The sequence below is a fragment of the Micromonospora sp. HUAS YX12 genome (genome assembly GCF_040215685.1).
GTDB lineage: Bacteria > Actinomycetota > Actinomycetes > Mycobacteriales > Micromonosporaceae > Micromonospora > Micromonospora tulbaghiae.
On record NZ_CP157974.1, the window covers coordinates 2,978,494 to 3,004,984 of the forward strand.

The following is a 26,491-nucleotide window of genomic DNA, read 5'->3' on the forward strand; positions in this document are numbered from 1 at the left end:
GGCCCCTTGTTAACACCCGCGGTAACCACCCGCACCCGGGCGCCGCGCCGCCGGGCCCCGCGCCGCCCGTCACCGGGCCGGTGCGGGGCTCGTTTCACCGGGTGTCCCAGCCGACGGCCCGCGGGGCCGCAGCACGGCAGCTCCTGGAGGCGTTCCCATGGCCAAGCACCGCCGCATGTCCGACGACGCGCCGCAGCAGGCGACCGAGGACTCCGGTGCGACGTACTGGTCGGTGACCGAGAGCGACTGGCCGGCCGGTCCGGCCGAGGTGGCCGACCTGCTGGCCCCGCCGATCGTGGTCGGCGTGGCACGGGTGGTGGCCACCTCGCGGATGACACCGCCGGGTGAGACCGTCCGGCCCGGCCGCGCGCCGTCGCGATCCGGCGCCGCCGCCGGTGCGACGACGGTACGCCTCAACGCCGGCTCCCGCCCCGCCCCGGCGACCCGCCGCCCGGCCCCGGGCCGGCACCGCAACTCCACCGCCTGAGCTGCCCTTCCCGGCGTTAAGAAGGGGCCCTTCCTCTACCGGAGGCGTTAAGTGAGTGTTTGAGATTCCGGCTCAGGTGTGGGTTGCCTGGGCCGGTTTCGTGTGTCGGGCCAGGCGGGTGACCATGACGTGGATCATGGCCCAGGTAACGAAGGCGGCGTGGCTGATCGGTAGGCGTTCGTAGTCGCGTACGCAGCGGCGTTTCTTGCTGATCCAGGCGAAGGTCCGTTCGACGACCCAGCGTCGGGGAAGCACGACGAAGGTGTGTTGTCCGGGGAGTTTGTGGACCAACCGCACGGTGAGGTCGAGGGCTTGGCGGGCCCAGGTGCTCAGGGTGCCGATGTAGCCGCCGTCTGCCCAGAGCAGGCGCAGGCCGGGGTGAAACAGGCGGGTGCGCCAGAGCAGGTCACGGGCGATGGTGCGGTCGTTGACGTGAGCGCCGGTGATCATGACGGCCAGCAGCAGGCCCATGGTGTCCACGACGATGTGGCGTTTACGGCCGTTGACGTTCTTCGCCACGTCGAACCCGCGGCTGGATCGGGGCACGGTGTCCGCGGCGCGCACCGACTGGGAATCGATCGCGCCGGCGCTGGGATGCGCGTGCCGTCCGGCGGCGGTACGGCACTGCTCCCGCAACCGGTCGTGCAGACGCATCAACGTGTGGTCATCGCGCCATCGAGCGAACCACCAGTACACCGTCCCCGGGGGCGGGAACTCCCGCGGCAGGGCCCGCCACGGACAACCGGTGCAGGCCACATACAAGATCGCCGTGACGATCGCCCGCATCGGATGCGACGGCGGCCGCCCCCGCCGACCGACCGACACCGGCGTGACCAGCGGCGCGATCAACGCCCACTGCGCATCGGTCAGATCACCGGGATACCGCCGCACCGCCGCCCGTTCCCGTTCCCGCCGCACCCGCTGCGGCGGATAACGGCGGGGCGACGCGGACGGCGTGACAGTGATCGGGTACAACGTCATCAGAAGGCCCTCGGTATGGAAACGGTTGGCTCGACACCACCGGACCTAACCGAGGGCCTTCCCTCACCTCAACCCGACACGCCGCCGCACCCCAAATCTCAAACACTCACTAAGAGGGGGCCCTTCCTTTCACCTGGTGGTAAGCGGGTGAGTCCGGCGGCGGCGCCGATCGGGGCCCGGGTAGCGTCAGCGGACATGACGGTCGTGCATCCGATCGCCCGGGCCTGGATCACCACTGGCGGCACCGGCGCGCAGAACTACGACGAGTTCGCCGACGACGCGGAGATCACCTCCATCGTCGAGGCGAATCCGCACAGCGCCCTGGGCATCGAGATGCCCCACCGGGCGCCCGGCAGCCTCGGGAAGTCCTTCCTCGACGCGCTGCCCGACGCGGTGGCGCGCCTGGCCGAGGCGAAGGCGGACGGCAGCTACACGCCGGCCGAGCAGGTGGTGGTGCTCTACCGGATCAGCGCGCCGGGCGAGGAGAGCGCGTACGGGCTGTGGGCCATGGTCGACACCGACCAGATCTCCACCCGCGCCGACGAGCCGGGCCTGGTGATCCGCAACGAGGACGTGTTCATCGCCAAGGTGCGCGAGCGCGTCGCCCTGGCCGAGGCGCTCGGTCACCTGCTCTCGCCCGTACTCCTGCTCCAGACCGGTAAGGGCGACGAGCTGCACGCCGCGCTCGCGGCGGCGACCGAGGCGGCCGGCGCGCCCGCCGCGACCGACGTCGACCAGTCCGGCCGTACGCACGCGATCTGGCTGCTCGGGCCGGGCCCGGCGCAGGACGAGCTGACCGCGCTGGCCGGTGGCGGGGAGCTGGTGGTCGCGGACGGCAACCACCGCAGCCTGGCCGCGCAGACCGGCGGTTTCCCGCGCTTCCTCGCGGTGATCACCACGCCCGCGTCGGTCGCGATCCAGCCCTACAACCGGCTGGTCAGCGAGCTGACCACCACGCCGGACGAGCTGCTCGACCGGCTGCGCGCGGCGGGCGCGGAGATCACCCCGGTGGACGGGCCGGTCGACGTCCCGGCGACCGGCGGCGTCGTGCACCTCTACCTCGGCGGCCGGGGGTACGCGGTGACGCTGCCGCACGTCGGCGCCGGCCGGCTGGAGAACCTCGACCACGCGCTCGTCGAGCGCCTGCTGCTGCGCGACGCGCTGGGCCTCGACCCGGGCGACAAGCGGATCACGTACGTGGGCGGCGACTACCCGGCGAGCTGGCTCGTCGGTGAGGTCGACGCCGGCCGGGCCGAGCTGGCGGTGCTCGTCGCGCCGGTGACGGTCGACGACTTCGTCGCGGTGAACCTGGCCCGGGAGAAGATGCCGCGCAAGAGCACCTGGTTCACCCCGAAGGCGCGGGCCGGCCTGGTGGTGGCCGAGCTGCCGCACTGACCGTGTGACGAATCCGCCTCCGGGTCGCCGCCCGCGCGCCGGCCGGGAGGCGGGCCTGTCAGACTGCGCGGTATGCGCGTCTACCTGGGATCCGACCACGCCGGTTTCGAGTTGAAGGTGCACCTTGCCAACCACCTGGCCAAGCAGGGCTACGAGGTGGTCGACGTGGGACCGCACGTCTTCGACCCGGACGACGACTACCCGGCGTTCTGCCTGCACACCGGTGACCGGGTGGTCGGTGACCCGGGCAGCCTCGGCGTGGTGATCGGCGGCTCCGGCAACGGCGAGCAGATCGCGTCGAACAAGGTCGCGGGCGTCCGGGCGGCGCTCGCCTGGAACGTCGACACCGCCCAGCTCGCCCGCGAGCACAACGACGCCAACATCGTCGCGATCGGCGCCCGGCAGCACACGCTGGACGAGGCCACCGCGCTCGTCGAGGCGTTCCTCACCACGCCGTTCTCCGGCAACCCCCGGCACAGCCGGCGCATCGAGCAGGTGGCCGCCTACGAGCAGAGCCGCCGCCTGCCCGAGCTGCCCGCCTGAGCGGACACGTCCGGGCTCACCGCCCGTTGCGGGGCAGCTCCTCGCGCGGCACCCAGTTGCGGCGGATGAGCACCACCCGCTGTTCGGCCTGGGCGAGGTCGTCCTCGGTGGGGCGGGCCGCGTCGCGTGCCCGCAGCGCGGCTGTCACGCTCACCTGCGACGAGCCGGAGCCGACCAGCCCGCGCAGCCCGCGCTCGCCCTCCTCGGCGGGCGCGGCGGCGCGGCGTCCCCGGGGCGCCGGCTCGCCCGGCCGGCCGCCGCGCGGGGACCGGGGCGCCACGTCGTCGTGTACGGGGGCGGTGCCGGCAGTGGTCCCGTCGGCGCCGGAGGCGTCGGCCGGGGTGCCCTCGCCGTGATGCCGCAGCCGTCGTCGCCGTCGCTCCGCCTCACCCATCCCCCGACCGTACCGCCCCCGCACCCCGCTCACACCCACCCGCGCTCCCTTGCGCGGGATCATGAAGTTGGCCGGGACGAACCGGACGGTTCGCGCCGCCAACTTCATGATCGACGGGGTGCGGGTGGGTGAGGGACGGTCAGAAGACCTCCATGGGGGAGGGGGTGCGGTGCCAGGTGAAGGCGGGCGTCAGCGCGGTCAGCGTGTGCGGGATCAGCTCCTGGACGCGGCCGGCGGCGGCCAGCGCGTACGGGTTCGCGCCGCCGAGGTACAGCTCGCCGAGCGCGCGTACGTCACACGCCAGCCCGGCCGGCGCGGTGGTGGGCGTGCACTGCGCGCCGTCGCGTCCGCCGGCCAGCCGCCAGCGGCCGGTGTTCTCCTTCAGCAGCTCGTCGGTGACCTCGATCACCACGTCGACGTCGGTGGCGTAGCGCCGGGCGGCGAGCGCGGCCGGCACGTCCACCACCCGTACCCAGAGCGCGTCGGCGAGCTGCGGCGAGAGCTGGCGGGGCTCGTCCACCAGCCGCAGCAGCGGCTCGTCCAGGGCCGCGATCGGGAACGACAGCCGGCGGGTCAGGTCGACCGAGAGCAGCAACCGCCACAGTGCCGTGTACGCCTCCGGTGTCGCCGCCACCACCTCGCCGACCTGCACCTCGGCCTGCGGTCCGGTGGCCGACGAGCTGTCCTTCGTCCGGTAGAGCGCGTACCCGTCGAGGTCGTCGGCGCCCTCGTGCAGCAGCACCCGGCGCTCGGTGGCGCCGCCCCGGTGCGCCTTGAGGTCCGCCAGCACGTACGACCACCAGCGCTCGTCGCGCCGGGACCAGCCGGGACGTTCGGCGCGGACCCGCTCGTACAGCCGGGCCAGTTCGTCCCGGTGCGCGTCCGGACGGTCCAGTCGCAGCCTGCCCTCGGCGGGCGCCGGGGCGGGCAGCCGCAGGCCGGTGGTGTCCACGGACAGCATGTAGCGCGGGGCCGCCGACCCGTAGCCGAAGCGGGGGTAGATGCGTCCCTCGCTGGCCCAGAGCACCGCGATCGGCTCCCGGCCGGCGTCGCGGACGTCCCGCAGCTGGCGCCGCATCAGCCGGGTGAGCAGGCCGCGCCGCCGGTGCGTCGGCGCGACCGCGACCATCGTCACGTGCGCCGCGGGCACGTCCGCGCCGGGCACCGCGAGGTCGCGGCTGAACGCGGCGGCGTGCGCCACCGCGGTGCCGCCGTCGCGGACCAGCAGCGACCGGTCCGGCTCGAAGATCGGGCGTTCCAGCGCCTGCACCTCGGGGTCGAGGTCGCCATGGAAGGCCAGCGCCAGCAGCGCCGCGATGTCGTCGAAGTCCTCGGCCCGGGAAACCACCACGTCGGTCACGGCACGTGTGTATCGCACCGCGATGGGGGTCGGCACCCTATTTGCGGGCTGGCTACCCTCGGAACGGAGGCCGGTATCGGTCGAGGGGGAGGACGGAAGATGGCGGACCAGACACAGCCGTGGGCCGAGCGCACCGTGGAGGTGCCGCCCCAGCCGGGGGTGGTGCCCCCGCAGCGGGACGCGTTCCAGCGCGGGGTGGCGGCGGTCGGTCAGCCGCGCCCGTCGCGTACGCCGCGCACCGAGCAGTTCCCCACCGTCGAGCAGCACGGCGACTGGGGGGCTGAGCCGGCGCCACGCCGCCCGATGAGCTGGCACCTGGCCCAGGCGCGCAAGGGCGGCGAGCTGAGCGCGGCCGGCGCGCTGTTCGCGTTCGTGTGCTGGGGCATCTGGGCGATCTCCGGCCGGGGCAACCTGATCGCCCCGCTGCTGACGTTCGTGCTCAGCCTGCTCACCGCGCTCGGCCTGTTCGCGCTGGCCCGGCTGCTCGGCCGGCTGATCCTGGAGCGGCAGTTCGGCCGGGTGCGCCGCAGCGCCCGGGGCGCCCACCTGGTCACCGCGTTGTTCCTGGTCGGCGTCGGTGTGGCGTACCTCCAGCAGACCGAGTGGGTGGTCTCCGCCTGGAACTGGGTGACCGGCAACTGAGCCGATCGGTCGTCCGTCCGGTACGCGCCGGACGGACGACCCGGGGCGTCGGCGTCAGAAGGTGGTCGGGGCGCCGGCCGTCCGGCAGGCGGCGTTGATGTCCTTGCCGGCCTTCTCCATGGCGGGGTTGTCGGCGGCGGTGCCCGGGTCGGCGGCCGAGCCCGCCTTGCCGGCCTCCGCGCCGAACTCCTTCAGAGCGGTGGCCGCCTTGCCGTCGCCGGCGGTCCCGGCCAGCTCGGTCACCAAACTCGGTTCGCCCGGGGCGCCCCGGGATGCGCGGGCGGGCGGCATGCGTGCCGCCCGCCCGCGTGCCCGGCCGCGGTACGCCGCGACACCGGTCGTCGCTCCACCAGGACCGTGCTGCCTTACCCCGCCCCGCGGGCTTCATCCGTCGCCCGTTGGGCTGAGCGGCTACCGCCCACCGCCGTGACCGGCCGTTCAGCGAGCCGGGGCGTGCTTCCGGCGCACCGGACCCGTCCGGCCGTCGTGCCGGCGCGGCGCCGCGGAGCAGCATGACGGCATGGGCGCGTATCGATCAGCGTACGAGCGGAGCATCGCCGACCCGGCCGGCTTCTGGCGGGACGCGGCGGCCGGCATCGACTGGGTCATCCCGCCGGAACGCATCCTCGACGACTCGGCGGCGCCGCTGTACCGCTGGTTCCCCGACGGGGTGCTGAACACCTGCCACAACGCGCTGGACCGGCACGTCGCCGCCGGGCGTGGTGACCAGCCCGCGCTGATCCACGACAGCCCGGTCACCGGCACGGTCCGTACCCTCACCTACGCCGAGCTGCTCGCCGAGACCGCCCGGTTCGCCGGCGCGCTGCGCCGCCTCGGCGTCGGCCGGGGCGACCGGGTGCTGCTCTACCTGGCGATGGTCCCGGAGGCGGTGATCGCCATGCTGGCGTGCGCCCGGATCGGCGCGGTGCACTCGGTGGTGTTCGGCGGCTTCGCCGCGCACGAACTGGCCGTCCGGATCGACGACGCGCGGCCGAAGGTGGTGGTGGCCACCTCCTGCGGCATCGAGGCCGACCGGGTGGTGCCGTACCACCCGATCCTGGCCGCCGCGCTCGACGAGGCCGCGTACGCGCCGGAGCACTGCGTGGTGGTGCAGCGTCCGCAGGAGCCGGCCCCGCTGGTGCCCGGCCGCGACCTGACCTGGGCCGAGGTGATGGCGGACGCGGAACCGGCGCCGTGCGAGCCGGTGGCCGCCACCGACCCGCTCTACGTCCTCTACACCTCCGGCACCACCGGCCGGCCCAAGGGCGTGGTGCGGGACAACGGCGGGCACGCGGTGGCGCTGCGGTGGTCGATGCGCCACGTCTACGGCATCGAGCCGGGCGAGGTGTTCTGGGCCGCCTCCGACGTGGGCTGGGTGGTCGGCCACTCCTACATCGTGTACGCGCCGCTGCTCACCGGCGCGACCACTGTGCTCTACGAGGGCAAGCCGGTCGGCACCCCGGACGCCGGGGCGTTCTGGCGGGTCGCCGCCGAGCACCGGGTGGCCGCGTTGTTCACCGCGCCCACCGCGATCCGGGCGATCCGCCGGCAGGACCCGGACGGCGCGCACATCTCCCGGTACGACCTGGGCGCGCTGCGTACCCTCTTCCTCGCCGGTGAGCGGCTGGACCCGGACACCTGGGCCTGGGCGGGGGAGCGGCTCGGCGTACCCGTTGTCGACAACTGGTGGCAGACGGAGACCGGCTGGCCGGTGGCGGCCAACCCGCGCGGCCTGGAGCCCTTGCCGATCAAGCCCGGGTCGCCGACGGTGCCGGTGCCCGGCTACGACGTGCGCGTGGTCGACGGCGCGGGCCGGGACGTGCCGCCCGGCACGGACGGCTCGATCGTGATCCGGCTGCCGCTGCCGCCCGGCTGCCTGCCCACGCTCTGGGGCGACGACGAGCGGTTCGTCCGCTCCTACCTGTCGACGTTCCCCGGCCACTATCTGACCGGCGACGGTGGCCGGTTCGACGAGGACGGCTACCTGTACGTGATGGGCCGCACCGACGACGTCATCAACGTGGCCGGGCACCGCCTGTCCACCGGCGCGATGGAGGAGGTCCTGGCGACGCACCCGGCGGTGGCCGAGTGCGCGGTGATCGGCGTGGCCGACGCGCTCAAGGGGCAGGTGCCCAGCGGGTACGTGGTGCTCAAGGCCGGCGCCGACGCGGACCCGGACGCGCTCGCCGCCGAACTGGTCGCGCTGGTCCGGCAGCGGATCGGCCCGGTGGCCGCGTTCCGCCGGGTGAGGGTGGTGCCGGCGCTGCCGAAGACCCGCTCCGGGAAGATCCTGCGGCGCACCATGCGGGGCCTGGTGGAGGGGCGCGACGAGCCGGTCCCGGCGACCATCGACGACCCGGGCGCGCTCGCCGTCTTCCGCGACCTCGGCACCACGGGCTGACCCGGGCCCGGCGCGGTACCGGGCGGACGGGCCGGCGCGGTCCCCGGCCGGACTTTGCCGGCCGGGGACCGCCGGGTCAGCGCCGGACCGGTCAGCCGGCGAACCGGTACAGCCGGAACTCCTTGTCCGCGCCGCAGACCAGCATCTCGGTGTTCCACGAGCACGACTCGCTGCGGATCTGCTTGAGCTGCCCCATCTCGACCGGCTTGCCGTCCACCGCCGTCCCGGCGAGGACGCGGTCGTCCTCGTACGCGCTCGGCGCCTCGGAGAAGATCAGCAGGTTGCCGGCGTCCAGCCGGACCGCCACTCCGTCCCGGTCGCGCATCACCACCGCGCCGTCCGGTGCGAACAGCGTCACCGCGTCCGGCGAGTCCCGCCCGGCCAGCACGTGCTCACCGACCGGCACGAGCGACTCGGCGCGCGGCGCCGGCCACTGCCGGGTGCCCTCACCCTCGGTCGCCGCCACCACCCGGGTGCCGTCGGCGCCGCTGCCGGGCGTCTCCAGCAGGCACACGCGGCGTTCCCCGCAGGTGACGAGGTCCTTCACCCGGCCGCCCTGCTCCGGCGCCTCGTACAGCACGCTCGGCGTGCCGAGGCTGCCCAGGTCGTACGCGAGCAGCCGCAGGCCACGATCGTTCTCCGCCACGTACAGCCGGTCGTCGCGGGCGGCCATCGGATCGTCGAGGCCGGCCATGTTGCCCCGCTCCTTGAGGACCTTGCCGCTGCGCATGTCCAGGACCCGGACCGACCGGTCCGCGCCGACCTGCACGAGCCGGTCCGCCTTCCCCGCCCACGGGGCGAGCGGCGAGCCTTCGGCGTTCCCGGGCCCGTCCAGCGCCGCGCCGGTGCCGACCGGCACCACCTTCGTGCGCGCGTCGCCGTACTCGGTGCGCGGGTTGCGCCGCTCCCACCGCTGCCGGCCGTCGTCCAGCCGCAGCCCGACCAGGCGTTCGCCGGTGCGGTCCAGCCGGACCACCGTGTCGGGCCCGAGGTACAGGGTGTCGTCGCGGCCGACGTCGGTCCGCCAGCGCTGGTCGCCGGAGTCGCCGTCGAGCACCGCGAGCACGCGCGGGGTGTCGCTGCCGGTGGCGTCGCCGAGGACGAGCAGGCCGTCGGGCAGCGCCCGGACCCCCGCCCACCGCTGCGCGGCCGCGTCGGTCCGCTTCTCCCAGACCGTCTTGCCGGTGGCCGCCTCCACCGCCGTCACGTGGAGATGGTCGTCGGGCAGCGAACGGACCAGGTAGGCGCGTTCCCCGAGCGTCGCGGTGAACATCTGGTCCGGCCGCGTGTCACCGGCGGCCACCGTCTGCACCAGCTCGGCGGTGTGGAAGTCCAGCGCCGGGTGCCGGTCCCGGAACACCCAGAGCAGCACCGCCGCCGCCACGGCGACGACCACGAGACCCGCGCCGAGCGCGATCCACCGGCCGCGCCGTGGCCCGCCGCCGCCGGGCCGGGCACCGCCCGGCGCGGGGGAGAAGGGCGCCCCGGGTACGCCGGGTGGCCAGCCGCCGCCGGGCGGGGGCGGCGGCATCCCGGGTACGCCGGGTCCGGCGTGGTGCGCGGCGGGCACTGCCCCCGGAGGCACGAAACCGGGGGCGCCCGGGTCGTACCTCGGGTGCGGGACCGGACCCCCGAGCGGCGTGCCGTCGTACCTCGTGGGGGACGCCGGTGGGACGGGCCCGTCGGCGACCAGCGTGCCGTGCGGACCGGCGGACGCCGCGTCCGCTCCGCCGAGGGGCGCGGTCGGGTTCGGCATCGTCGCGCCGGCGGGGACCGTGGCCGTGCCCGCGTCCGCAGCCGGCTCGGGCCGGGTCGGCGCGGGTGGTGCCGGCGCGAGGTGGGCGGGCACGGCGGGACGGCCGGACCGCCGGGGCAGCGGCAGGTCGGTGAGCGCGCCCTCGGCGACCGGCATCTCCGGCTGTTCCAGCACCGTCGGCGCGATGCCCAGTTCGGCGTGCAGCAGCCGGGCCACCAGCGGCACCCGGGTCGACCCGCCGACCAGGAACAGGCCGGAGAGCTGCTCGGGGCGCAGCCCGGCGGCGGCGGTCACCTCGCGGGTCTCCGCCACCGCCCGGGCCAGCAGCGGCGCGGCCAGGCGTTCGAAGTCCTCCCGGGACAGCGGGACCGCCGCCTCCACCCCCGGCACGGCGACCGGCGCCACCATGGCCCGGGACAGCATCTCCTTGGCGCCACGCACGTTGTCCCAGAGCTGCTGGCGGTCCCGCCGCTCGGCGGTCGTCGTCGGGTCGGTCAGCCGGGCCCACTCGCGCGGATGGGCCGGGCCGACCAGCTCGCCGAGCCGCCCGAGCAGGGCCGCGTCCAGGTCGAGACCGCCGAGGTCGGGGATCCCGCCGGTGGCGACCAGCTGGAAACCGGAGTCCCCCCACGGGTCGGCGCCCTCGTTGCGCAGCACCGCCACGTCGAGCGTGCCGCCGCCGAAGTCGAACACCGCCACCGAACCGCCCACCGGCACCGGCCGGCGCAGCACCTGCGTGAAGTAGCGCGCCGCGGCCACCGGTTCGCGCAGCAGGCGGGTGCCGGGCGCGATCGGCCCGGCGAGCGTGTGCTCGGCCGCCGCCGGCCAGCCGGCGAGTTCCAGCGCGTCGTGCAGCACCTGACGGCGGGCCGGCGCCCACGCCGCCGGGTGGGTGACCACCGCCGGGGGCAGCATCCCGACCGCCGCCACCGCCGCGTCCGCGACCGCGCGCAGCGTCGCGGCCAGCAGCTCCGCCGGCCGGTACGCCCGTCCGCCCAGCTCCACCGTCTCCTCGTCGACCCGGCGCTTCGGGTTCGGCTCGTAGCCGGACGGGCCGGCCTGGGCCAGGCGCTGCGCGTCCCGCCCGACGTGCAGGTGACCGTCCGCGTCGGCGTGCACGCCGGACGGCATGATCGGGTGGCCGTCGACGAGTACCGGCCGGGTCCGCCCGTCCGGCCAGCGCAGCACCGCCACGGTGTTCGAGGTGCCGAGGTCCACGCCGAGGGCGAAACCGTCCTGCTGGCCTGCCATCCGCGGCTACCTCCACCACCCGACGAGGATGTCCGGCCCGCATCGTACGCAGCCGGCGCCGCCGCGCCGCCCACCCGGCCCGGGAATGGACTGGCCGGTACGACCCCCGGCCGCATACCGTCGCCGTCATGAGGGTGATCTCCGTCAACGTGGGCCGACCGCAACCGAACCCGTGGAAGGGGATCGGGGCCACCGGCATCGACAAGCGGCCCGTGGACGGCCGTGTCGCCGTCACCGCGCCCGGCCCCAAGGGCACCGGCGACGTCGGGCTCGCCGGCGACCGGGTCTACGACGTGGCCCACCACGGCGGCACCGACCAGGCGGTCTACGCGTACGCGCGGGAGGACCTCGACCACTGGGAGGCCGAGCTGGGCCGCCCGCTCGCCGACGGCAGCTTCGGGGAGAACCTGACCACCACCGGGCTGGACGTCAACGGCGCGCTGATCGGCGAGCGCTGGCGGATCGGGCCGGACCTGGTGCTGGAGGTCTCCTGCCCGCGCATCCCCTGCGGCACGTTCCAGGGGTGGCTGGGCGAACGCGGCTGGATCAAGCGGTTCACCCAGGAGGTTAGGCCCGGGGCGTACCTGCGGGTGATCACGCCGGGCAGCGTCGGCGCCGGAGACCCGGTCGAGGTCGTGCACCGGCCCGACCACGACGTGACTGTGGCGCTGGTGTTCCGGGCCACGACGCTGGAGACGGAGCTGCTACCCCGGCTGCTGGTCGCAGACGCGCTGCCCGCGGAGGACATGGCGCAGATCCGCCGCCGCCTGTCCTGACCGGCCGTCAGGGGCGTCCGCCTCCGGCCCGCCGCCTGGCCGCCACCACCAGCCCGGCGGCGAGTACCGCCATTGTCGCGCCGCCGGCGATCCACCAGGGACCGGGGACGTGCCGTCCCGCGACCTGCGTCTGCTCCGCCGAGGCGGCGGACGGGGTGGCGGCGTGCGCCGGGGCCGAGATCTCGCGGATCCCGGTGCACAGCCCGGTGGCACCGGCGGACGAGTTCACCCGGTACCGGGCGCCGCGGCGGAAGTCGTAGCCGCAACTCGCCTCGCCGCGCGACACAGCCAGGCCGAGCGTGTCCCCGACCTCGGCGCCGCCCTTCTCGACGGATTCGACGGTGAGCCGGACCGCGCGGTCTGTCACCTGCGAGACGGTGCCCACGACGATGCTGTCCGCTCGCTCGTCCTGCTCGGCCGTGGACAGGGCGCACGAGCAGGCCCACGCGGGGTCGGCGGGTGACATGACCACGACCAGGCCGAGAGCTGCCAGGGCGACGACGAGCAGGGCACGAAGTCTCATGGCCGCTTCGACGCCGCCGGATGCCCGTCCGTTCCGCGCCGCTTGACGTCAACCGGACTTCAGGTCGGACGCTTCCGGGTGTGCTGAACTCCGTACTCGACGAGGCGTACGAGCGCGTACGCCACACCGGTCCCGAGCGCGACGGGTGGCTGTCCAACCACGTGCCGATGGCGGCGGAGGCCCTGGTGCGCCACGGCCACGCGCGGGCCGTGCACCGCTGGATCGACGCGTACTCCGACCGGCTGGAGGAACGCCCGCGCGGCATCGGGCGCATCGCTCCCGAGGAGTGGCGCGACCCGCTCGGCGACCCGATGCGTACCGGCGACTGGCTCGACCTGTTCGACCGCGAGCTGGCCGGCGAGCCGTGGCGCGACGTGCTGGCCCGCTGGTGGCCGCGCCTGCTGCCGGGCATCGCCGCCGGGGCCACCCACGGCGTCATCCGGGTCGGTCACGCCGTGCGCGCGCTGCTCGACGCCGAGACCGCACCGCGTGTGACCGAGCTCGGCCAGGGGCTCGCCTACTGGGCCGCCCGCTGGCAGCCGCTCGCCCCGCCCGGCACCGGGCCGTACCCCGGAACCGACGCCCGGTCCGCGCTCGACGCCGTGCCCCGCGTACCCGATCAGCGGTTCGGCATCCGGTCCCGCCTGGCGCAGCTCGCCGACCTGGACCGGTGGCCGGCCGCCGCGGCCGCAGTGCCCGGCGACGCCGCCGCCGACGTGCCTGCCCGGCTCGCCGCTGTGGTCGACGCCGCGGTGCTCCGGCACGGCACGCACGGGTACGCCAGTCCCGTGATGCTCGTGCACGCCGCCACCGCGCCGAACGCCGTCCTGCGTACGCTGCCGGCCCTGCCGCCGGCGCTCTGGCAGCCGAGCCTGGCCGCCGCCTGGGCGGCGACCGCCGCCGTCACCGCCGCCTACGCCCCCGCCGGGGCTCGTGCCCTCCCGCCGGCCGCCGGGCCGGAACTCGACGAGGTCATGGCGCGGGCGCTGGACACCGGGGACGCGCACGCGATCAAATTCGTCGACACCCTGAGCGACGCGTACGCCCGCAGCGGCGACCCGGCCCTGCTCGCCGTGGCCGACCGATCCGTCGCGCAGATCGCCGCAGACTGAACACGTGGAGGGCCGATGACACCCGACGACGAGGCGTTCCTGCGCCGCGCCGTGGAACTCGCCGACCGGGCCGGCGCGTCCGGCGAGCGGCCGTTCGCGTCGCTGCTCGTCGGCGCGGACGGCACCGTCCTGGTCGAGGACCACAACACTGTGGTCTCCGACAAGGACGTCACGGCCCACCCGGAGCTGAAACTGGCCCGCTGGGCCGCCCGGCAGCTCGCCCCCGAGGTCGCAGTCGCCACCACCATGTACACCAGTTGCCAGCCCTGCCCGATGTGCACCGTCGCGATCAACGCGTCCGGTCTCGGCCGGGTCGTGTACGCGCTCTCCACCGAGCAGTTCGAGCAGGTCAAGCCGGCGACGCCCGCGCCGCGCCCGGTGCGGTACGACGGGCCGGCGCTGTTCGACGAGGCACGCCGGCCGATCGAGGACCACTACTAGGCACCCGGCGCTGATCTGTTGACAGCGTTCCATCGGATGCCGACACTCACTGCCCGGCCCCTGGTGCCGGCCACGGGGCGAGCACGGGTGGAGATGATCGTGTCAGAGGCAACGGTGGACGCTCCACGGCGGAGCACCCGGTCGAGCGGCCTGTTGGCCGCCGGCGTCGGTACCGCCCTGCTCGGTCATGCGCTGGTGGCTGCCGCCGTGCCCTTCGTCATCTGGCGGATGGGCGGCTACAGCGACGTGGACCTGGAAGCCGGGGGCAGGTTCGCCGTCAACTTCGAGGCGGTACGCACGTTCGTGCTCGCCCACGCCGCTCTCGGGCTCACGATTCTCGTGGCGTCCCTGGGCCTGGCCTTTTTCCGGCGGTGGCTGAGCCTGGGACTGCTCGTGGGGTGGGCAGGCGGCTGGCTGCTGAACGCCGTCGCCGTGCGTCTCGACATGGCCGTGTGGTGGCCACCGCTGCTGCAAGGCGACGGCCTGACCAGGATCTGGCAGTGGTAGAACCGTGATCCCACTCGACTCCGCCCGGCAGATCGCCGAAGGGTTCCTGGACGCCGAGATCAGAGGCCGTTTCAGCTACCCGATCGTCATCGTGGACTACGCCGTGAACGAACTCGACGACGGGTACGTGTTCCCCTACAACGGGAAGGCGTACGTCGAAGCCGGTGACTGGCACCAGGCGATGGCCGGCAACTCTCCAATCGTGGTGGACAAGCGAACGGGCGAAGCCCGCTTCTCTGCCTGAACGCCGAGATCGCCTCCGCTGCGGGCACAGCGTGTGGCGTGCGACTTCTACGCTGTGCCGCACGGCGACAGGGGGTGGGCCGGTGGGGCGTCGGCTGGGGTACGTCGCGATGGCGCTGCTCGGCGCGCTGCTGTTCGGCACGGCCGGCCTGGCCCTCGGATCCTGGTACGGCGGCCGGGGCGCCGTACCGCTGAGCCCCGAGGCAGCTCGGAGCGCGGCGGGAGGACTGCTTCCCGGTGTCGAGCCGAGTGGCTCGATGACGATGCGCGGCTACCGGTACGGCGTCTTCCTTGCTGCCGATGACGTCGGCGGGAGCCGGGTCGAGTTCCAGTACGGCGACGGCGCCGACTGCACGCTGTCGGAGCGGATGCGGCGTGCCGCCGAGACGGGCGGATGGCGGGAACTCCGTCTGGTGCCGGGCGCCTCGTGCGACGGCTGGCGGGCCGAGCGAGACGGTATGACGGTCACGCTCACCCATCCGGCGTACGGGTCGAGGCTGAGCATCGAGCCGTCCGCGCCCGGCGGGTTTCGCGCCGCCACGATCACCGGCACCCTGCTCGGCGTCGCCGCCGGTGCGGCGCTGTTCTGGGTGGTGGCGCGGAGTCGTTGGCCCGTACCCCTGGTGGTCGGCACGCTGGTGACCGTCGCCCTGTTCCCGGGCGCCGTCTTCACCTGGACGGACCTGGCTGTGCACCGGCTCGCCGAGCCGGTGTGGCCCGTCTGGCGCGGGTTCGCTCCGGTGCTGGTGCCGCTCTGGCTCGTGCTCCTGCTGGTCGGCGTGATCGTCCTCGCGAGGCGACGGGATCCGGCCGTGCCCGTCACCGACCCGGTCGCCGGACGACCGCGAACACCCGACCAGCCTGATCCGGTCCAGCGTGACCTGGGGGCCGTGACCGAGGCATGAGGAGTCGGTCGTCGGGCGGTGAGACTCGGTTAGGCTGCCGGATCGCCGCCCAGCAGAGGACCAGCATGCAGCCGATGACATTCAGCCGCACGATCTCCGCACCGCCGGAGAAGGTGTGGCGGAGCCTCACCGACGTCGCGAGGTATCCGGCGCTGCTGACCAAGGTCGACGCGACCGAGCTGCTCCACCACCAGACGTTCGGACCGGGCACGAGCTGGCGGGAGACCCGCAGGCCGTACGGCTGGCCCGTCACCGTGGATCTCCGCGTGACCGAGTGCCGGCCTCCGTTCCGCTACGTTGTCGAGTGCTTCGCGGGCGGGCACAGCGTGACCGAGTATCGGCTCGTTCCCTGCGACGGAGGTCGTGGCACGAACCTTCAGCTCACCTACACCCTGACCGGTGGCTCCCTGTTCCATCGGATCAGCCGGATCGTGGCGCGTCGACGGATCGTCGTCTGCATCAGGGAGAACAACGTCCAGGACCTGCTCGACATCGACCGAGCGTGCGGGATTGCCTGAGCACGATCGAGCACGTCCCCGGTCTGCCTACTGCTACCGGCACGTGCGTGGCACGGCGATCAAGGATGCGAGCGGGTAGTGGGCGCCTCGTACGGTTGACGGGTGTTGTTCGAGCCGGTGACTGCGGAGTTGTCGTTCGAGGACGACGGGAACGAGCTGGTCGGTGATTTCGTCCGGCCGCCCTGGCCGGGTCCGTACCCCGCGGTGGTCTTCGTCGAGGGTTCCGGTCCGGGCGGTCGCGGCCAGGGGGAGTGGCAGACGAGGCTGGCCGCGGCCGGCTTCGCGAGCCTCGCCTATGACAAGCCCGGTTCCGGAGCGTCAACGGGTGACTGGACCCGTCAGACCATGGCCGACCGCGCTCAGGAGACTCTGGCCGCGGTCCGGGCCGTGCGGAGCCGCGAGGACGTGCTGTCCGACGCGGTCGCGCTGATCGGCGGCAGCCAGGGCGGGTGGGTGGCCCACCTCGCGGCGGCAGCGGACGACAGGATCGCGGCGGTGGTGACGGTGTCGGGTCCGGGCGTGAGCGTGCGGGTTCAGGAGGAGTACCGCCTCCGCCACCAACTCGCGGCGGAGGGCTTCAGCAGCGCGGACATCCGGCAGGCGCTTCTTCTGCTGAGCGACCAGATCCAGCGGGTCCGGTCGGGCGACGACCCGGCACGCGTGCACGCCGCGCAGGCGCACTGGCACGACGCCCCCTGGTATCCGCTGCTCGCCGGGACGACACCCGAGTCCATCGCATTCCTCGCGGGCATCGCGGACTACGACCCCGCCCCGGCACTGGCGGCTCTGCACTGCCCGCTGCTGGCGATCTTCGGCGCGGACGACCTGCTGGTGCCGGTCCAGGCAAGCGTGCGTGCCGTCAGCGACTCCCTCGGGGAGGCACGCCATGCCGATCACACGATCGTGGTCTTTCCCGGTGCCGACCACAGCATCCGCATCTACACGGGCACGGGGCCCGCGCAGGTCAAGGGGGGCCGCTACACCCCCGCGGAGAGGGCTCCGGGCTTCGACGAACTCGTCGTCACCTGGCTGGAGCGCCGAATGCCGGTGGGACCTGATCTGTGAGGGGCGGGGAGTGGCCGACCGGCGCAGGATCGGGGCGATGCAGCCTCTGACCGGGCCGGAGGCTGTTGGAGCGGGCGACGGGAATCGAACCAGCACCGTCAGTTTGGAAGGACGAAGATCAGCGCCCCGGGATGCCCCAAACGCCTGCTCGTCGCGCCCGGCCAGGTGAGCGCTCGTGCCCGCTCGTGCCCGCTCCGGGCCCTGGCTACTGGCACGTGGCTGGCACGCTGCCTGTTCGCCCCAGTGCTCGCCGCGTCGCCCCGCCATGGCCAGGCCGCCTGTGATCCACATCGCTGTGGGCGGGAGCACGGGATGAGTGTGGCCAGCCATAGGGTCGGAGCGTGAGCGTCAACGAGGACTCCTCCGGTCAGCTTCTGGTGCCTGGCTCCGGGATCGCAGGCGACAGCGGCGAACCAACCAGCGACCTGACGGCAATCCGGGAAGCTGTCCGACGGCAGGCCCAGCGGGTGACCTCCGGCATCGAGGACATGGTGTCCTACCTGTCCCAGCAGGTGGCGGATGAGTCGCATCGCGAGGTGACTGGTCCCCTGCTGGCTGGCACCGGTGCGAGCGGTGTCGTGCGGTACCGAGGTCGGGTGGTCGCCGAATGGGGCGACTCGGCGATCCCGGAAATGCTGTTCAGCGGCACCAAGAGCGTCGTCGCCACCGTAGCGGGATTGGCCTTCGACCGAGGACTGCTTGCCCCGGATGCGCTGGTGTCGGCGACGGTCCGTCATCCGATGGTCGACTGCCTCGGAATGGAGGGGATCACGTGGCAGCATCTGTTGCAGCAGACCAGCGGGTGGAACGGTGAGCTGTGGGGGAAGCCGACGGGGGTGGACGCGCAGAGCCGCCGTGAGGGCTTCGAGCGCGAGGGAGCGCCCGGTACCGGGTGGGCCTACAACGACGTACGGGTGAACCTGCTCTGCCTTGCCTTGACGGTGCTGTTCCGCCGACCGCTGCCCGACGTGCTCCGCGAGGACGTGCTCGAACCACTCGGTGCCTCCTCGTCCTGGTCCTGGCACGGCTACACCGACTCGGTCATCGACATCGACGGGATGCCCACGCCGGTGGTCAGCGGCGGGGCGCACTGGGGCGGCGGTCTGTGGATCTCCGCGAGGGATCTGGCTCTGCTCGGCGAGCTGCACCGGTGCCGGGGCGAGTGGCGGGGCCGGCGGCTGCTCAGCGAAGAGTGGATCGACCGCGCCTGGAGTCCCTGCGACTTGAACCCCGACTACGGCTACCTCTGGTGGCGCAACGACTCCCAGCGGGTACAGCCCGGCGCTCCGGCCAGCGGACGATGCGCCCGCGGCAACGGCGGCCGTCACCTGCTCTGGATCGACCCCGCCCGGGACCTGGTCATCGCCTCGCACTGGGGCGACGATGTCCGCGACTTGATTACCGAGGTCTCGGCCGCCATCCCGGCGACCCCCACCCGTACTGGCTCGTGACGCCACCGAGGCGATGCCAATCACCTACTCCAGATGCTGCCCGTTAACTTGCCGCCCAGTGACGCCGGTAACGCTGGCCTGGGGCTGACTGACAGGAGTGCCATGGACCGGACGCGGGAGTTGGAGGGTCTGTCGGAGCACTTCGCCCAGGCACCAGCCATCTTCACCACCTCGCCGCTGTACCAGGCGTTGTGCACAGCTGTTGCGGCCGACCAGCCAACACTGGAGATGCTGCTCGAACGACGCTCCGGGCAGCAGGCGTCGTTCCTGCTCTTCGGCGCAGCCCATTACCTCCTGCTGGACGGTGTCCACCACGATCTGCGCCACTTCTACCCCTCGGTCGTCGGGCCCGATGCTGCCGACGCAGAGTCGGCAGGACCGGTGTTCGTCGACTTCTGTCGTGCGTTTCGCCGCGAACTTGGAGAGCTGGTCCGTTCCCGTCTCGTGCAATCGAACGTTGTGCGTAGAGCTGCCGGTCTCCGCTTCGCGCTGGCCGCGCTCAGACGCCAATGTGACGGCCCTGTGCATCTGATCGAGGTGGGCGCCAGTGCGGGCATCCACCTCCAAGTGGACCGATACCGCTACCTCATCGGCGGACACTCGTTCGGGCGGCAGGAATCTCCGGTCACCATCGAGAGCCGCTGGCTCGGCACGGAGCAGCCACCGAACTTAGACGACATCCCGCTGATCGCCACCAGGGTCGGCGTGGACCTGAACCCAGTGGATGTCACAAGCATTCAGAATCGGCGCTGGCTCAGGGCGCTGGTCTGGCCCGAGGACCACGCCGGAGCGGGGCTTCTTGAGGCCGCCCTCGAACACGTGGCGGCGGACCCGCCGGAGATCATCGCCGGCGACGCCATTGATGTCTGTTCGCCGCTGGGCCGAAGCCTGCCGCCCGGCGAGCCGCGTGTTGTATTCCATGCCGCGACACGAATGCATGTGCCCACCCATCGGCGAGCCGCCTTCGATGAAGCGATCGATTCAATTGGCAGCGATGGGCCGCTGTACCACGTCTGGCAGGAGCCGCCGTCGGCACAGCACCACGGCGAGCTGGCGGACGACCGGGGAGTGATCGCGTTTCACGGTCCGGGCGACAGCAAGCCGACGTCGCTGGTGCAGGTTGACGGACACCTGAACTGGCTGGCGCCCCTGCATGACATGTAGGTCATAGGCACCGGAGATCGCCACCGGCCCGGCCGCCCAGTGGGGCTGCTCGTTGATGAGGGGCAGGGAGGGGCAGCCAGTTGTGTGCGGATCTCCTCGTCGGGCAGTCGCCAGACCGTCCAGCCTCCCCGGACGGGGACAAGGTGGAGCGCCCTACCGGACGAACGACCTTGGCCCCGTCCGGGGAGGCTGGTAGCCCTTGTGGTGCCCGGCGAGGTGATCCGCGGCGGCATCTCTGAGGAGGGTCGGGGTTCGGGGCGGAGCCCCGAGGTCTTCGAAGTCTGGCAACCCCGAAGCGTGGCCGGTCGGCCCGGCCGATGCCGGCCGGAGGTCGCCAGCAGGCCGGGGCCGGGCCGGCGCGGCCCGCTTGCGGGCCGCCTTGATCGCCCCGCACGTGTCCGACCGGGTCGACCTGCGGGCGGTGCTCGGTCGGGGCCGGTGGCTGCCGACCATGACCCGTCACGTTCCCGCCCCGGAGTCGGGGCCGGTGGACCTGGCCGCGCTGATGCCGGCCCGTCCGGCGGGCCGCCGCCGTGTTGTGCGCCGTCGACCCGGCTCCCCGGGGCAGGGCTCCCTGTTCACCGCCGCCGCGTCGGCCGGGGAGGGCTGAGGGATGCCGCTGGTCAACGTGATCCGGGGTGACCGGGTCGACTCCGCCCCGATCAACGTGCGTACCCCGTTCATCCGCATCCCGCTGTGGCTGGCCCTGACCTGGTGGACCGTCAAGGCCCTCGCCCGCCTCGCCGTGGTGCTGGTTCGCTTCTGGTACGTCACCGCCCCGGCCGTGTTCTTCGGCTGGCTCTACGTGCGGTTCGGCTGGGCCGGTCCGGTCGGGGTCGTCGTCCTGGTGGCGGTCGTCGCCGCCGGGTGGGGCTTCGGTCATCGTTCGTCGTTCCGGCGGTTCGGGTGGTGGCCGGTGCTGGCCCGGTATCGGCGGTGGCTGTACGGCCGGAACTGGCACGCCGCGATGGTCACCGCCAAGCTCGCCGTTTCCTTCGACTCGCACACCGTCCTGCCCGTCCTGCGCCGGGTCACCTGCGCGGCCGGCGTCGACGTGGTGATGGTGCGGATGGTCACCGGGCAGATCCCCGACGACTTCGCCAAGGTGGCCGAACGCCTCGCCCACACCTTCGGCGTCCGCCAGGTCAAAGCCACCCCCGGCAACCGGCCAGACGTGGTGCTGCTGCACCTGTTCCGCGGTGACCCCCTCGCCAAGCTCCTCCGCCCCCTCCCGGTGCCGGCAATGCCGGAGTTCACCGCCCTGCCGGTCGGCCGGCGCGAGGACGGCGACGGCTACAACCTGCGCCTCTTCGGAACTCAGGTCTTGGTGGTGGACGCCACGGGTTCGGGGAAGGGCTCGGTCATCTGGTCCGTGGTCCGCTCCCTCGCCGCCGGGGTCACCTCCGGCCTCGTGCAGCTGTGGGGCCTGGACCCCAAGGGCGGCATGGAACTCGGGATGGGCGCGCCGATGTTCGCCCGGTTCGCCCGCAAGGACTACGCGGCCATGTGTGAGCTGATCGAGGAAGCCGCCACCGTGGCCAAGGACCGGGCCGGGAAGCTGTACGGCCGGACCCGCCAGCACACGCCGACGCCGGATGAGCCGCTGATCGTCGTGGTGATCGATGAGCTGGCGAACCTGACCGCGTATCTGACCGACCGGCAGTTGAAGGACCGGATCAAGGCCGCCCTGTCCATCCTGCTCAGCCAGGGCCGCGCGGTCGGGGTGCACGTCCTGGCGGCGATCCAGGACCCCCGCAAGGAGGTGCTGCCGTTCCGGGACCTGTTCCCGACCCGTATCGGGCTGCGGCTGGCTGAGGCGGCGCAGGTGGACCTGGTGCTGGGTGAGGGGATGCGGGACCGGGGTGCGCTGTGCGACCGCATCCCGCAGTCCCTGCCCGGTGTCGGGTTCGTGGTCATCGACGGTGATCCGACGCCGATGCGGGTCCGCTTCTCCTACCTGACCGACGACGAGATCCGCGACATGGCCCACACCTACGGCCGACTCCGCGTCATCGACGGTGAAGTCCTGGACGGTGCAGCATGAAACCCCACCCCACCCACACCCGCACCGACCGCGCTGAGGGCCTGGTCCTCGTCGTCATCCTCCTACTCGTCGCCGGCTTCGCCGGGGCCGCCTCGTTCACCCACGTCAAGGACTGGACCCTCGACAACAGCCCCACCGGCACCGGCGAGTGGTTCGGCTGGGCCAACGCCGTCATCTCCGAACTGGTGCCCGTCGCGGCGCTGCTGACCATCCGCCGCCGACGCCGCAACGGTCAGCCGGTCGGCTACCCAATGTTCCTGCTCGTCGCCGCCGTGCTCCTGTCCCTCGCCGCACAGCTCGCCGTCGCCAAGCCCGGCCTGTCCGGCTGGCTGCTATCCGCCGTGCCCGCTCTGGCGTTCATGGGCCTGTCCAAGCTCGTCCTCACCACCGCCCCGGCTCCGGTCCCGACCGCCGAACCTGCCTCCGCCCCCGCTGCTGCGCCGGCTGTCACCCCGACGCCCCGGCCGGTCACGCCGCCGACCCCGCCCGTCCAACCGACTCCTGTCGTGCCTGAGCCCGTCGCCCTGGTCGACGTCGAGCCGACCCGCCCTGCCCCCGTCCAGCCGGCCCGGCCTGCCCCGGTCGCCCCGGTGCCGCCGGCCGCCTTTGCCCGCCGCAACGGCGTCCCGCTGATCGGAGAGGTGACCCGATGACCGACCACCTGCTCTCCGGGCTGTTCCTGGCCGCCGGCCTCGCCCTGTTCTGCTGGGATCAGTACCGGCTCTACGTAGCCCGCTACGAACTGGCCGCCTTGCAACGCGCGACCCTCCGCGACCCGCTCACCGGCCTCGCCAACCGCGCTGGCCTCGCCGCCGGCTGGGAACAGCTCGCTGCGCTTCGCCCGTGGGTGGTCGTGGTCGACCTGGACGGCTTCAAGCCCGTCAACGACACCCACGGCCACGCCGCCGGGGACCACGTGCTCACCGCCGTTGCCCACCGACTCCGCACCGTTCACGGTGTCGCCGCCCGCCTCGGTGGGGACGAGTTCGCCGCCCTGCTGCTCAACACCGATCCGGCTGCGGCTGCCCGCCAGTTGGCCGCCGCCATCGCCGCCCCCGTCCGGCTGCCCTCCGGGATCGCGGTGTCGGTGACCGCCAGCATCGGCCTCGCGCCCGCCAGCCCCGCCGGGCTCGCCGCCGCCCTCGCCGACGCCGACGCGGCCATGTACCGCCCCAAGACCACCCGCTCCGGGGTTGCGGCCTTCGACCCGCTGCGCGACGACCACACCACCGGCGACCCCCGCCCCGCCCTCCGGGTCCGCGACCTCACCCCGTCGCTGCGGGTGGGCCGATGACGACCGCCCCGATGCTGCCCGGCCTCGCTCCCGCCCCCGTGGTCGAGCCGAGGCCGGGCTCCCGGGCCGCCCGGATGCTTATGCCCCGCTCCGTCGATGTCGTCAAGGATCTGGCCGCCGACTACGGCGTCTGCACCCGCCCCGTCAGCCTGCGCCGCACCGACCTTGACTCCGGCCGCACTGAGGTCATCGACATGCCGTGCGGCGCGACGCAGGAAGCTAAGTGCCCGGCCTGCGCCAAACGCGCCCGCCGGCTGCGGCAGCAGCAGATCCGCGAGGGCTGGCACCGCGACGACGAACCCGACCCCGGCCCCCAACCCGCCACCGACGCCCAACGCGGCCTGATCGTGGCTCGCGCTCACCTGGAATTCGCCCGCGACGAAGCCGTCCGCGCCTCGCAGTGGGATCAGGTCGCGGACCTGGACGACGCCATTGGAGAGCTGGAAGCCCAGATCACCACCGAAGGCATGCGGGGCCGGCCTGCCCCTCCGCACGCCGCCGAGGACCAGGAGGACGGCGACGGCAAGCGGCGGGTGCGCTCGACCAAGCGCCGGCAGGACGCCCCGGACCTGCCCCGCCTGCCGGTGGAGAACCGCACCATCGGGCGGACCTTCGAGGGCCATGCCGGGCAGGTGTTCCGGCCGTCGATGTTCCTCACCCTCACCCTCGGCTCCTACGGCCGGGTGCACTCCGACGGGACGCCGGTCGACCCGGACAGCTACGACTACCGGCGGGCCGCCTGGGACGCGGTGCACTTCCCCCGGCTCCTGGACCGGTTCTGGCAGAACCTCAGGCGGGCGGTCGGCTGGAACGTCCAATACGCCGGGGCGGTCGAGCCGCAGCGCCGGCTGGCCCCGCACGCGCACTTCGCCATGCGGGGCACCATCCCCCGTGCCCTCGTCCGCCAGGTCGCCGCCGCGACCTACCACCAGGTGTGGTGGCCACCCGCCGCCGAGCTGGTCTACGAACCGGGAAGGGCGCCGCAGTGGGACGCCACCGCCGGCGGCTACATCGACCCGGACTCGGGCGAGCTGCTGCCGTCCTGGGATGACGCCCTGGACCAGCTCGACGCCGACCCCGACGCCGAACCCGTGCACGTGGTCCGGTTCGGCGTTCAGGTCGACGCCAAGGGCGTGCTTGCCGGGACCAAGGACGCGGATCGGTGCGTCGGCTACATCACCAAATACCTCACCAAGCAGGCCGCCGACTGCCACGACATCTCCACCGTCCGGCAACGCGCACACCTGGAACGGCTCTGGCAGGAGTTGCGACACACGCCCTGTTCGGAGCGGTGCGCCAACTGGCTGCTCTACGGTGTCCAGCCGAAGAAGGCCCGGGCCGGGTTGAAGCCGGGCAACTGCAAGAACAAGGTCCACAAGCGGGACACCCTCGGCATCGGCGGTCGGCGCGTCCTGATCTCCCGACAGTGGTCCGGTAAGACCCTCACGGATCACCGGGCGGACCGGAAGGAGTGGGTCAAGGCGTTGCTCGGGGTTACCACCGATGCCGACACCGCCCCGGCGGGGTCCGACACGGTCCGGCATGCCTGGGAACTCGCCAAGCCGACTGACCCGGACGTGCCGCCCCTTGGCCACCGGGTCCTCCGGGCGATCTCCGAACGCATCCAATGGCGCGTCCAGCTCGACGCCGCCAGACGCGCCGCCGTCGAACCGGCCGATGTTTCGGCAACTGCTCAGAGCCGCCCAGAACGAGAGGAGCCCCGACGTGACGGATGATCTGCTGACTCCCGGCGAGGTGGCCGCTCGCCTTCGTGCCACACCTCGCTTCGTCCGCCGGCTGGTGGCTGAGCGTCGTATCGCCTACGTCAAGGTCGGGCGCTTGGTGCGGTTCGAGCCTGCTGCGGTGGCCGCGTACATCGAGGCCAATCGGGTGGTGCCAACCTCGCGGGCGGAGCTTCGGCGTCAGTTCGGGGCGGTGGCCTGATGGGCGCCAAGCGTCGCCGGCGTTTCGGCAACGTGCGCAAGCTGCCGTCCGCCCGCTGGCAGGCCCGTTATCTCGGCCCGGACGGCGTAATGCGGACTGCACCGCAGACGTTCGCCACGGAGCGCCAGGCCGAGAAGTGGCTCACGGTCGTTGAGTCGGAGATCCTGCGGGGGGAGTGGGTGCCTCCGGAGGCGGGGGAGATCCGGCTGTCGGACTACGGGGATCGTTGGATCAGGGAGCGCCGTCTCGCCCCGCGTACCCGACAGCTCTACGAGTACCTGTTCGCCCTGCACATCGGGCCGCATCTCGGGCACCTCGCCCTGGCCGCGATCAAGCCGGCGACCATCCGGACCTGGCGCGGCAACCTGCTCAACGGCGGCACTCCGGAGCCCCAGGCGGTCAAGGCGTACTGCCTGCTGCGGGCGATCCTCAACACGGCGGTGCGCGAGGACGAGATCCTTCGGCAGAACCCGTGCCGGATCAAAGGCTATGACCGCTACCACACCCCGGAACGGCCCACGGCCACCATCGCCCAGGTCTACGCCCTGGCCGACGCCATGCCGGCCCGCTTCTCCGCGCTGATCATCCTGGCTGCTCTCTCTGGCCTGCGGTGGGGAGAGCTGGCTGCCCTGCGCCGCTGTGACGTCGACCTGGACGCGGCGACCGTGCGAGTGCCCCGGAAGCTGGCGGCGCTGAAGGATCGTCTGGAGTTCGGGCCACCGAAGTCTGCGGCCGGGGTCCGTGTCGTCGCGCTGCCTGAGGCTGCGGTCGAGGCGCTGAGTGAGCACCTGGCCGAGCACGTCGAGGACGGCAATGATGCGCTGATCTTCACCGGGGCGAAGGGCGCGATGCTGCGTTCCGGCAACTTCGGGCGTGCCGTCAAGTGGACCAAGACTGCCGCGTCGGTGGGCCTGGCTGGCTTCCACTTCCACGACCTGCGCCATACCGGCAACACCCTCGCCGCCGCCTCCGGGGCCAGCACGCGCGAGCTGATGCATCGCATGGGCCACGCCACCATGCGCGCGGCCCTGATCTACCAGCACGCCACCAGCGAGCGTGACCGCGAGATCGCCCAAGCGATGGACCGCCGGATCGCCGGAAGTGGTCGACGCCGACCGTGACTGGCACGCGGATGGCACGCAAGATCCAACCCGGGGGAGAAGCGAAAGGCCCAGGTGCCGCGATCATGCGGTCTGCCTGGGCCTTCGTGGGTGGAGCGGGCGACGGGAATCGAACCCGCACCGTCAGTTTGGAAGACTGAAGCTCTGCCATTGAGCTACGCCCGCGCGCACCC

At 73.1% G+C, this 26,491-nt stretch carries 28 protein-coding genes and 1 tRNA gene; 22 read left to right on the forward strand and 7 right to left on the reverse strand.

Translation table 11 applies throughout. The annotated features are described in order from the left end of the window. The first annotated feature begins 157 nt into the window (after positions 1-157). Positions 158-487 carry a hypothetical protein gene (locus ABIH81_RS14515; RefSeq protein WP_349880772.1) on the forward strand — a complete coding sequence of 110 codons (330 nt, stop codon included), beginning with the start codon at positions 158-160 and terminating at the stop codon, positions 485-487. Positions 488-559: 72 nt separating this feature from the next. Here ABIH81_RS14515 and ABIH81_RS14520 read toward each other — a convergent pair whose 3' ends face one another. Further along, positions 560-1,378 (reverse strand): IS5 family transposase, encoded by an 819-nt coding sequence (locus ABIH81_RS14520; RefSeq protein WP_349880773.1) that lies wholly within the window; start codon positions 1,376-1,378, stop codon positions 560-562. A 285-nt stretch (positions 1,379-1,663) separates the two neighbouring features. Here ABIH81_RS14520 and ABIH81_RS14525 point away from each other — a divergent pair, with 285 nt between their 5' ends. After that, the gene (locus ABIH81_RS14525) at positions 1,664-2,863 is read left to right on the forward strand and encodes a DUF1015 family protein (protein ID WP_349880774.1); all 1,200 of its coding nucleotides are present in this window, start codon (positions 1,664-1,666) and stop codon (positions 2,861-2,863) included. A gap of 72 nt (positions 2,864-2,935) precedes the next feature. Then, a complete protein-coding gene (locus ABIH81_RS14530; protein WP_120573590.1) occupies positions 2,936-3,406 on the forward strand; it encodes a ribose-5-phosphate isomerase in 471 nt (156 codons plus the stop codon). Positions 3,407-3,422: 16 nt separating this feature from the next. On the opposite strand, the gene ABIH81_RS14535 is transcribed toward ABIH81_RS14530, so the two are convergent. Together ABIH81_RS14535 and ABIH81_RS14540 are read right to left on the reverse strand one after the other, a co-directional pair. Then, positions 3,423-3,800: a hypothetical protein gene (locus tag ABIH81_RS14535; protein WP_349880775.1), complete on the reverse strand. Its 378-nt coding sequence runs from the start codon at positions 3,798-3,800 to the stop codon at positions 3,423-3,425. A 139-nt stretch (positions 3,801-3,939) separates the two neighbouring features. Next, positions 3,940-5,160 (reverse strand): GNAT family N-acetyltransferase, encoded by a 1,221-nt coding sequence (locus ABIH81_RS14540; protein ID WP_349880776.1) that lies wholly within the window; start codon positions 5,158-5,160, stop codon positions 3,940-3,942. A 99-nt stretch (positions 5,161-5,259) separates the two neighbouring features. Between ABIH81_RS14540 and ABIH81_RS14545 the strand changes: the two genes are divergently transcribed. Next, positions 5,260-5,802, forward strand: coding sequence for a hypothetical protein (locus ABIH81_RS14545; protein WP_349880777.1), 543 nt, complete (start codon positions 5,260-5,262; stop codon positions 5,800-5,802). Between the two features lie 54 nt (positions 5,803-5,856). Here ABIH81_RS14545 and ABIH81_RS14550 read toward each other — a convergent pair whose 3' ends face one another. Further along, complete coding sequence (locus ABIH81_RS14550) at positions 5,857-6,045, reverse strand: hypothetical protein (RefSeq protein ID WP_349880778.1); 189 nt, start codon at positions 6,043-6,045, stop codon at positions 5,857-5,859. Between the two features lie 277 nt (positions 6,046-6,322). Between ABIH81_RS14550 and ABIH81_RS14555 the strand changes: the two genes are divergently transcribed. Beyond that, on the forward strand, positions 6,323-8,203 hold the full coding sequence (locus ABIH81_RS14555; RefSeq protein WP_349880779.1) for a propionyl-CoA synthetase: 1,881 nt from the start codon (positions 6,323-6,325) through the stop codon (positions 8,201-8,203). Positions 8,204-8,294: 91 nt separating this feature from the next. Here the strand turns inward: ABIH81_RS14555 and ABIH81_RS14560 are convergent, their stop codons facing one another. After that, a complete protein-coding gene (locus ABIH81_RS14560) occupies positions 8,295-11,210 on the reverse strand; it encodes an Hsp70 family protein (RefSeq protein WP_349880780.1) in 2,916 nt (971 codons plus the stop codon). 128 nt (positions 11,211-11,338) lie between these two features. Here ABIH81_RS14560 and ABIH81_RS14565 point away from each other — a divergent pair, with 128 nt between their 5' ends. Next, a complete protein-coding gene (locus tag ABIH81_RS14565; protein WP_349880781.1) occupies positions 11,339-11,986 on the forward strand; it encodes an MOSC domain-containing protein in 648 nt (215 codons plus the stop codon). Positions 11,987-11,993: 7 nt separating this feature from the next. Here the strand turns inward: ABIH81_RS14565 and ABIH81_RS14570 are convergent, their stop codons facing one another. Then, positions 11,994-12,509, reverse strand: coding sequence for a hypothetical protein (locus ABIH81_RS14570; RefSeq protein WP_349880782.1), 516 nt, complete (start codon positions 12,507-12,509; stop codon positions 11,994-11,996). An 80-nt stretch (positions 12,510-12,589) separates the two neighbouring features. Between ABIH81_RS14570 and ABIH81_RS14575 the strand changes: the two genes are divergently transcribed. The 16 genes from ABIH81_RS14575 (at position 12,590) to ABIH81_RS14650 (ending at position 26,318) form a co-directional block, all read left to right on the forward strand. Continuing rightward, positions 12,590-13,621, forward strand: a complete 1,032-nt coding sequence (locus ABIH81_RS14575; protein ID WP_349880783.1) for a hypothetical protein — start codon at positions 12,590-12,592, stop codon at positions 13,619-13,621. A gap of 15 nt (positions 13,622-13,636) precedes the next feature. Beyond that, entirely contained in the window at positions 13,637-14,062 is a 426-nt protein-coding gene (locus ABIH81_RS14580) for a nucleoside deaminase (protein ID WP_349880784.1), read from the forward strand. An 87-nt stretch (positions 14,063-14,149) separates the two neighbouring features. Beyond that, positions 14,150-14,569 (forward strand): hypothetical protein, encoded by a 420-nt coding sequence (locus ABIH81_RS14585; RefSeq protein ID WP_349880785.1) that lies wholly within the window; start codon positions 14,150-14,152, stop codon positions 14,567-14,569. 4 nt (positions 14,570-14,573) lie between these two features. Continuing rightward, on the forward strand, positions 14,574-14,813 hold the full coding sequence (locus ABIH81_RS14590; protein ID WP_349880786.1) for a YrhB domain-containing protein: 240 nt from the start codon (positions 14,574-14,576) through the stop codon (positions 14,811-14,813). A gap of 82 nt (positions 14,814-14,895) precedes the next feature. Beyond that, entirely contained in the window at positions 14,896-15,717 is an 822-nt protein-coding gene (locus ABIH81_RS14595; protein WP_349880787.1) for a hypothetical protein, read from the forward strand. Between the two features lie 74 nt (positions 15,718-15,791). Next, on the forward strand, positions 15,792-16,235 hold the full coding sequence (locus tag ABIH81_RS14600; RefSeq protein WP_349880788.1) for an SRPBCC family protein: 444 nt from the start codon (positions 15,792-15,794) through the stop codon (positions 16,233-16,235). A gap of 102 nt (positions 16,236-16,337) precedes the next feature. After that, positions 16,338-17,300: an alpha/beta hydrolase gene (locus tag ABIH81_RS14605; RefSeq protein ID WP_349880789.1), complete on the forward strand. Its 963-nt coding sequence runs from the start codon at positions 16,338-16,340 to the stop codon at positions 17,298-17,300. 341 nt (positions 17,301-17,641) lie between these two features. Then, entirely contained in the window at positions 17,642-18,751 is a 1,110-nt protein-coding gene (locus ABIH81_RS14610; RefSeq protein WP_198039678.1) for a serine hydrolase, read from the forward strand. A gap of 102 nt (positions 18,752-18,853) precedes the next feature. Then, entirely contained in the window at positions 18,854-19,915 is a 1,062-nt protein-coding gene (locus tag ABIH81_RS14615; protein WP_052166206.1) for a DUF2332 domain-containing protein, read from the forward strand. A 394-nt stretch (positions 19,916-20,309) separates the two neighbouring features. Next, positions 20,310-20,525: a hypothetical protein gene (locus ABIH81_RS14620; protein ID WP_334465647.1), complete on the forward strand. Its 216-nt coding sequence runs from the start codon at positions 20,310-20,312 to the stop codon at positions 20,523-20,525. Positions 20,526-20,528: 3 nt separating this feature from the next. Then, the gene (locus ABIH81_RS14625; RefSeq protein WP_349880790.1) at positions 20,529-21,959 is read left to right on the forward strand and encodes a cell division protein FtsK; all 1,431 of its coding nucleotides are present in this window, start codon (positions 20,529-20,531) and stop codon (positions 21,957-21,959) included. Continuing rightward, complete coding sequence (locus ABIH81_RS14630; RefSeq protein ID WP_334465652.1) at positions 21,956-22,612, forward strand: DUF2637 domain-containing protein; 657 nt, start codon at positions 21,956-21,958, stop codon at positions 22,610-22,612. Before ABIH81_RS14625 ends, ABIH81_RS14630 begins: the two co-directional genes overlap by 4 nt. Beyond that, on the forward strand, positions 22,609-23,253 hold the full coding sequence (locus ABIH81_RS14635) for a GGDEF domain-containing protein (protein WP_334465655.1): 645 nt from the start codon (positions 22,609-22,611) through the stop codon (positions 23,251-23,253). The genes ABIH81_RS14630 and ABIH81_RS14635 overlap by 4 nt, the downstream gene beginning before the upstream one ends. Next, positions 23,250-24,989 (forward strand): replication initiator, encoded by a 1,740-nt coding sequence (locus ABIH81_RS14640; RefSeq protein ID WP_334465658.1) that lies wholly within the window; start codon positions 23,250-23,252, stop codon positions 24,987-24,989. The genes ABIH81_RS14635 and ABIH81_RS14640 overlap by 4 nt, the downstream gene beginning before the upstream one ends. Further along, a complete protein-coding gene (locus ABIH81_RS14645; RefSeq protein ID WP_334465661.1) occupies positions 24,979-25,197 on the forward strand; it encodes a helix-turn-helix domain-containing protein in 219 nt (72 codons plus the stop codon). The genes ABIH81_RS14640 and ABIH81_RS14645 overlap by 11 nt, the downstream gene beginning before the upstream one ends. Beyond that, positions 25,197-26,318 (forward strand): site-specific integrase, encoded by a 1,122-nt coding sequence (locus tag ABIH81_RS14650; protein WP_030273363.1) that lies wholly within the window; start codon positions 25,197-25,199, stop codon positions 26,316-26,318. The genes ABIH81_RS14645 and ABIH81_RS14650 overlap by 1 nt, the downstream gene beginning before the upstream one ends. 91 nt (positions 26,319-26,409) lie before the next feature. Here the strand turns inward: ABIH81_RS14650 and ABIH81_RS14655 are convergent. Further along, positions 26,410-26,483 (reverse strand) — tRNA-Gly (locus tag ABIH81_RS14655). Positions 26,484-26,491 lie beyond the last annotated feature (8 nt).

What these genes read in the sequence shown, in the direction of transcription:
- ABIH81_RS14640 (WP_334465658.1), top strand. Translation starts at nt 23,250, where the DNA reads ATGACGACCGCCCCGATGCTGCCCGGCCTCGCTCCCGCCCCCGTGGTC.
- ABIH81_RS14570 (WP_349880782.1), bottom strand. Translation starts at nt 12,509, where the DNA reads ATGAGACTTCGTGCCCTGCTCGTCGTCGCCCTGGCAGCTCTCGGCCTG.
- ABIH81_RS14580 (WP_349880784.1), top strand. Translation starts at nt 13,637, where the DNA reads ATGACACCCGACGACGAGGCGTTCCTGCGCCGCGCCGTGGAACTCGCC.
- ABIH81_RS14545 (WP_349880777.1), top strand. Translation starts at nt 5,260, where the DNA reads ATGGCGGACCAGACACAGCCGTGGGCCGAGCGCACCGTGGAGGTGCCG.
- ABIH81_RS14560 (WP_349880780.1), bottom strand. Translation starts at nt 11,210, where the DNA reads ATGGCAGGCCAGCAGGACGGTTTCGCCCTCGGCGTGGACCTCGGCACC.
- ABIH81_RS14625 (WP_349880790.1), top strand. Translation starts at nt 20,529, where the DNA reads ATGCCGCTGGTCAACGTGATCCGGGGTGACCGGGTCGACTCCGCCCCG.
- ABIH81_RS14650 (WP_030273363.1), top strand. Translation starts at nt 25,197, where the DNA reads ATGGGCGCCAAGCGTCGCCGGCGTTTCGGCAACGTGCGCAAGCTGCCG.
- ABIH81_RS14525 (WP_349880774.1), top strand. Translation starts at nt 1,664, where the DNA reads ATGACGGTCGTGCATCCGATCGCCCGGGCCTGGATCACCACTGGCGGC.
- ABIH81_RS14555 (WP_349880779.1), top strand. Translation starts at nt 6,323, where the DNA reads ATGGGCGCGTATCGATCAGCGTACGAGCGGAGCATCGCCGACCCGGCC.
- ABIH81_RS14615 (WP_052166206.1), top strand. Translation starts at nt 18,854, where the DNA reads ATGGACCGGACGCGGGAGTTGGAGGGTCTGTCGGAGCACTTCGCCCAG.
- ABIH81_RS14515 (WP_349880772.1), top strand. Translation starts at nt 158, where the DNA reads ATGGCCAAGCACCGCCGCATGTCCGACGACGCGCCGCAGCAGGCGACC.
- ABIH81_RS14635 (WP_334465655.1), top strand. Translation starts at nt 22,609, where the DNA reads ATGACCGACCACCTGCTCTCCGGGCTGTTCCTGGCCGCCGGCCTCGCC.
- ABIH81_RS14565 (WP_349880781.1), top strand. Translation starts at nt 11,339, where the DNA reads ATGAGGGTGATCTCCGTCAACGTGGGCCGACCGCAACCGAACCCGTGG.
- ABIH81_RS14630 (WP_334465652.1), top strand. Translation starts at nt 21,956, where the DNA reads ATGAAACCCCACCCCACCCACACCCGCACCGACCGCGCTGAGGGCCTG.
- ABIH81_RS14535 (WP_349880775.1), bottom strand. Translation starts at nt 3,800, where the DNA reads ATGGGTGAGGCGGAGCGACGGCGACGACGGCTGCGGCATCACGGCGAG.
- ABIH81_RS14530 (WP_120573590.1), top strand. Translation starts at nt 2,936, where the DNA reads ATGCGCGTCTACCTGGGATCCGACCACGCCGGTTTCGAGTTGAAGGTG.
- ABIH81_RS14600 (WP_349880788.1), top strand. Translation starts at nt 15,792, where the DNA reads ATGACATTCAGCCGCACGATCTCCGCACCGCCGGAGAAGGTGTGGCGG.